The 4,945-nt window shown below is 50.6% G+C and carries 4 protein-coding genes and 1 pseudogene; all 5 read right to left on the bottom strand.

What is annotated here, in order from left to right; translation table 11 throughout:
• Positions 1 to 514 (bottom strand): annotated as a pseudogene (locus tag KO1_RS26580) (type VI secretion protein VasK); the annotation flags it as partial.
• Positions 501 to 1,637 (bottom strand): KPHS_23130 family T6SS system protein, encoded by a 1,137-nt coding sequence (locus KO1_RS26585; RefSeq protein WP_224227003.1) that lies wholly within the window; start codon positions 1,635 to 1,637, stop codon positions 501 to 503. The pseudogene KO1_RS26580 and the gene KO1_RS26585, both read right to left, overlap by 14 nt.
• Positions 1,634 to 1,891: a PAAR domain-containing protein gene (locus KO1_RS26590; RefSeq protein WP_024274065.1), complete on the bottom strand. Its 258-nt coding sequence runs from the start codon at positions 1,889 to 1,891 to the stop codon at positions 1,634 to 1,636. The genes KO1_RS26585 and KO1_RS26590 overlap by 4 nt, the downstream gene beginning before the upstream one ends.
• A gap of 53 nt (positions 1,892 to 1,944) precedes the next feature.
• Complete coding sequence (locus KO1_RS26595; RefSeq protein ID WP_024274064.1) at positions 1,945 to 4,362, bottom strand: T6SS phospholipase effector Tle1-like catalytic domain-containing protein; 2,418 nt, start codon at positions 4,360 to 4,362, stop codon at positions 1,945 to 1,947.
• A complete protein-coding gene (gene tli1a, locus KO1_RS26600; RefSeq protein WP_064355339.1) occupies positions 4,350 to 4,922 on the bottom strand; it encodes a Tli1a family immunity protein in 573 nt (190 codons plus the stop codon). Before tli1a ends, KO1_RS26595 begins: the two co-directional genes overlap by 13 nt.
• Positions 4,923 to 4,945: the final 23 nt, after the last annotated feature.

Genomic DNA, 4,945 nt, shown 5'->3' on the forward strand with positions numbered 1-4,945 from the left:
CCAGGCGTTCAGTATCCGGCGCCGATGACAGAGTGCCGCCGTAAATCAGCACCGTGCGGTGGCCTTCGAGCCACTGCTTTTCCGCCAGACCGGGGGCGATGGCGGCAATGTGCGCGGGTTCACCGGCCACCAGCAGCAGGCGGACTTTGTGGCGCCAGAAACGGGTATAGCGGCGGCGGAGATGGGTGGCTATTTCTTTCGATAGCATCGGGCGTTTCAACGCCAGCGTCTTTGCTGATGTACTCTGTCCAGCCGCTGATGAACGCCTGGCTCGACTGATGATCCAAAGATGTATCGCCAGAAAAACCAGAGATACGACACATACCAGCACAATCCAGAGAAGACCGCACACCAGCAGAATCGGATAGATAACCGACCATTTTGCAGCATGGTCACCTATGAAAAACCAGTACGCCAGTCCCCCCAGTAAAATAAGGAACGTGATCGCCACGGCTGTAAGTACCACCGTGAACGCAGCAGAAATAGTTTCTTTCTGATTTTTATCTGTTTTCATGAGGTTTAACAATTCCAAGCGCCAGGGGGTGTAAAGGATCAGTGGCTATCCAGCCGCAGGGTTGCGACTGGCTTTGTGCGAAAATGGCAGCAAGTGATATCACGACAAGAGCCTCAAGTTTTCCCGTATTACCCCAAAAATTGTCCTGCAAATGATGAGTAACGTTCCAGCCGCTGCCTGCCAGTTCAGATTGTTGCGGGTGAGAAAAAAGAATGCAGGCGTCAGGTGCTGAGTCAAGTTCACTTTGCTTCTGTGCTCGTTCACAGACATCCTTCAAATATTCCGTTGCCGATGGGGAAAAATATTCCCCCTGTGAGAGCAATACAGCCCCCTCAGCACTCACAAGCCACAGGGCAGCGGCTTCTCCGGCAGGCAGCAAATCCTCTGCCGAGGGGACTTCAGACTGGCACCCAGCCACCAGAATTTGCGTGCCATCGCCCTCTGAATCCAGAAAGGCTGCAATATCTGACAGTGAACGTTCTCCCTTCCACATAATCGGTAATTCAGGCAGCACAATGCCTGGAAAAGAGTCCTTTATCTGTGCAACAAACGCCTGCCATACGCTCTCGCTCCCCTGCCAGTAAAAGCGCTGCGGCGAGAGCAATTTTTTGCCTTCGCGCTGCCGTTTCCACTGTAGTACCAGCATACGAGCCAGTTGATTTTCACGTTCCGTCGCATCGGAAGAAAAAGAACGCGCCACACGCAGCGCTTTACCGTTTGCCTCCTGACGTTCTGCTGGCGCTTTTTGCTTACGCTTAAGCAAACGCAACCAGTCCATCATCTCCGCCCCGGCAGGGCCAATCAGCACCACATCCTCCAGGGAAAACTGCCGACGATGCTGATACCACCAGTGACTTTGTACCTGTGCCACCTCCGCTTTCCAGGTGGATGAGTGGTGAATTGAAAACCGGTAATACAGCAGAGAAAGAAGCCAGAAAAGCCCCATGACGGTTAACGTGAAAAGCATCGCGGCAAAAACGATCCCGGAGCTTGCATCTGTTCCCCGTAATAACGCACTCGCAGCGCCGACCGCCGGGACCAGTAATGCTCCGGCCCCCAGCCAGCGTTTTGCCGCAGGCGGTTTAGCGGTGCGATAATCAGGAAAATCAGGTAGCGGTCTCACTGTGCAATACCGCAGTCGGGAAAAGAACTCACCAGCGTACAGCCACAGGCGCAGCGGTGTCCGTGAAGAGCGACGGGCTGACCATCCACTTTTGACAGCGAACTGCCTTCAATAATCGTGGTCATACCATGCTTATTGCATTTTACCGGATCGCCTTTAGTGGCAATGCCTTTTCCAAAACACAGATAATGTCCGGCCAGAACTTTACCGCCATACTCCCGCAGGTTATCGCCTTCGCGTATTACCTGTTTCATATTTATTCCTTGTATTATTTACACAGGCATCCGTATATCAGAACGCCATTTCGTTATGGCCACAGTGAGGCTATCGCCGCTTTCGTACTGGCCAGTTTTTCCGCTTCCCGCGATTGTTGCTGCCAGGCGATTAATTCCGCTGGCTCGTTTGTCAGCGCAGGTTGAAGGGGAAGATCGGACAACATGGTAAGGGGAATATCCGCAGAGCTGTTTACCACGGATATTTTTTGTTTTATTTCAGGCGGGGAGTTTTCACCCATAATAGCCCCTCCTTTCTCAGCTCGCTCGATAATAAAATCAACGCCAGGAACCGTATCTTTAAATCTCCCCTCAATAAAGCGCCCGTATTTCACAAGAGGTGTAATATTTTTACTCATCAGCTCACCGAAATAGATCATCCGGTATAAAAAGTAACTTCCCCACGGTTCCCTGGCATCAAGCGTCGCCTGCATAAACCAGGCCCTGGAATCATGAACCTGATCGTCAAATAATGCTCTGACCAGCCCTCCGGGTTGTTGCTCGTTGCTGCTTTCCCCCTGAGGAGGAAAGAGCATTGAATATTTTTCATTGGCCTCTTTTTTTATCTTTATATATTCGCCACTTACATCATCATCGCTGAAGGTATAAACCAGGTTACTCAGTTTATCCATTCCCTTATATATCCAGTTTCCGGTTACGGCACGCTGTTTTAGCTGATAGTCCTCGCGAAATTCTTCCGCAGCCTGGCGCAACTGCGTCTGCCCCAACGCGGGATCAAAATCTTTCGGCCCCGGCGGATAGGGGATATAGGTATCTTTTTCAGCAGACTCCTGCATTTTACGCCGTGTTTTCTCTACTTTCCGTTGTTTTATATCGCGCACCTGTTCGGAAGCCTCTCTTATTTTGGGGTCGCTGTCTTTATCCATGCCGTTTGCGGCTGCATCAATATAAAACCGCTGTTTTGTATAGTTGCCACTCGCATAGCGACCGATACGCCAGGCGGTTATCCAGGTGATTTGAACTTCCAGCGCGGTAATAACGTTGACTGATGCACGTACAGGTTCGTATCTGGCAGCATTCTCATCATTTATTTTTTCCAGAGATGAGGGAAGGTTTAATGTTAATTCACGCCAGGCGTTGAAACTATTTATCAATGTATCAGCAACCATAAATTCTGAAATTAAGTTACCTGGCATAACACGCCAATTATCTGAAGATATTGTTGAGGGAAGTGAATCTTCAGGAACTTTCAGAGGAGCACCAGCATCAAATGCTGTAGCATATAAATCATGCAAGGCAATCTGCGATAATAAATAGCCGTCGTCATCCGCCGTTGCTTTCCCCTGTTCACCGGGCATATAACCACCACCAATATCCGAATGCATACCGGGATACACCATCTCTCTGGCATAGGACGGATAGATTCCGTCATGGCGGCAAATCGAATCCAGAGGAAAACAGAGCCGCTGCTCGTGGGCAGAAACCAGATGCACGCAATTTTTAATCAGGCCGTTATCGGGCAGCTCCATTGCATTATCGGCCCAGCCCATATGTCCTTCCGCAAGAGGGGCGATATGCGCCACGCCAACAGAGGCCACCGTATCCAGCAATCCCAGAAATTCGACGCTCAGCGGCACCTTCCAGTTAGCGCCTTCCAGCGTCAGACAGAGATCCGGCTTCGTTCCTTTTCTGAAAGAATTGGGCAGCAGTTCAACCAGCCAGTTGACAAAAGCCCTTGCCGCCGCCGCTCCGCGTGAAAAACCGTATACATACAGCTTAATCCCCAGCAGTTTCGGTTTACCGGGTTCAGGCTGATTCAGCGCCAGCTTCAGGTCGGGTTCCAGATCTTTTAAAAGCCGCCGGAATACTATTTGACGTCGGTATTGACCTGAAGTCCCGAAATCTTCTGTACGAGAGGTCATGTCTTTCACCGCTTTCCAGCTTTCATTATCGGATAAAGCAGGTTTGCCCAGCGTGCGTCTTAAGGCATCGATAATGCGAATAAGCGCCCAGTTAATTCGTTCTTCGCCATAGGTGGCAAAGGCCATGCCGGGCGTGCTGTAATTCAGATCCGACACTTCCGGAAAGGGGGTGCCGACGCCAGGGATGTAGTACTTGTAATATTTATTACCCGACGTCCCTTCCATATCCACCAGTTCCCCGGCATGTCCCTGGACGCCACCGGCGTAACCCTGGCCAATGGTTGCGCGAAAAAGACGGGCAATATTGGTGGGATGTTTAGGAACGTCGATATAAAGATCGTTGTTCAGATTATTACCGGTCCCGTCGAAAAACAGGCTGATATGCAGCGTCTTACAGCACGGCGGTTCCACCAGTCGACCCGCCGCCTGGCAAAGTTCATTGCGGTAAGCCAGTTCATGGCTGTCCTGCTGCTTACAGTTTTGTCCGACTAGCGCCGCTTGTGTGGGTAATCGTCCGTTACCTGGAAACTGCGGAGGATACCAGACTACATCAGGTTTCATTGTGGACATATTTGGGGTTCCTCCATTTTGATCGGATCTTTAATCGGATAATTTGGGTTACCGTAGTCGTAGCAGCTGGTGGTGACTTTTATTTGATCGCAGGGTAAAAAGTGGATCTTTATTCCGCAGGTTTTTTGTCCGGAATAATCGGGAACAGGGACTATTTTTGTATGCACTTTATTCAGTGCCTTAATTTTCTTATACCACTCTTCCTTTTTATCGGAATATGCTTGCCATACTTGGTAAGAGGCTTTCGTATCAGGACGTTTCGGCTCAGGGATTTCAGGTACATCATCGGCAAAAGCCACACCCGTTTCCCACTCAACTTTCACCCTCATCCCCGGTTTCCATTTCGTCGGCACGCCGTAACAGCAGCCACCGCCGCCCCCCTGCCAGGGGCCGATAATATCCAGCCCTGACTGCCCGTCTACGCTGAAATAGTTTATCGCCCAGTGGGTATGGTTAACCGCTTCTATGGTGCCGCTACCGCCACTGATGCTCTCCTCTTTCGCGGGTCGATCGCAACCTGTCAGCAATATCGCCACAGTGATAAAAACAAGGCGTGTCAGCCATCGGCCCAGTGCTGGAAATT

The organism is Klebsiella oxytoca NBRC 105695, from assembly GCF_001598695.1.
GTDB classification, from domain to species: domain Bacteria; phylum Pseudomonadota; class Gammaproteobacteria; order Enterobacterales; family Enterobacteriaceae; genus Klebsiella; species Klebsiella oxytoca.